This window comes from Daeguia caeni (assembly GCF_042653845.1).
GTDB lineage: Bacteria > Pseudomonadota > Alphaproteobacteria > Rhizobiales > Rhizobiaceae > Brucella > Brucella caeni.
On the sequence record NZ_JBHSEL010000063.1, the window covers coordinates 1 to 764 of the forward strand.

Sequence of the window (764 nt, forward strand, 5' to 3'; positions counted from 1 at the left end):
AAGGGCTGCATCTTCGGCAAGTCCGGCATCGGCAAGACCTCGCTGCTGTGGACGCTTGATCCCGCCACCACGCTGTTCATGGATCTGGAAGCCGGTGATCTCGCGATCGAGGGCTGGTCTGGCGACACGATCCGCCCCAAGACCTGGGATGAGTGCCGCGACTTCGCGGTGTTTATCGGCGGTCCCAATCCGGCCTTGCGCGACGACCAGCCCTACAGCCAGGCGCACTACGACGCGGTCGTCGGTGAGCTCGGCGATCCGGGCCAGCTCGATCGCTACGCCACGGTGTTCATCGACTCGATCACGGTTGCCGGCCGGCTCTGCTTCCAATGGGCCAAGGGCCAGCCGGAGGCGTTTTCCGACAAGACCGGCAAGCCCGACATTCGCGGCGCCTATGGCCTGCATGGCCGTGAGATGATCGCCTGGCTGACCCATCTGCAGCACACGCGCTCGAAGAACATCTGGTTCGTCGGCATCCTCGACGAGAAGCTCGACGACTTCAATCGCAAGCAGTTCGTTCCGCAGATCGATGGCGCCAAGACCGGGCTCGAGCTGCCCGGCATCGTCGACGAAGTCATCAGCATGGTCGAGCTGAGGGATGATGACGGCGCTCCCTACCGCGCCTTCGTCTGCCAGACGCTCAATCCTTACGGCTTTCCGGCCAAGGACCGCTCGGGCCGCCTCGACATGATCGAACAGCCCGATCTTGGCCGGCTGATGGACAAGATCCGCAGCACGGCGCGCCAGGCCTTTGCCGCGCCCTC

At 64.4% G+C, this 764-nt stretch carries 1 protein-coding gene; it reads left to right on the forward strand.

Features of this window, described 5'->3' with window-relative positions; all coding sequences use genetic code 11:
• A partial coding sequence (locus ACFO1V_RS09385) for an ATP-binding protein (protein ID WP_380075083.1) occupies nucleotides 1–764 on the forward strand: 764 nt, incomplete at both ends.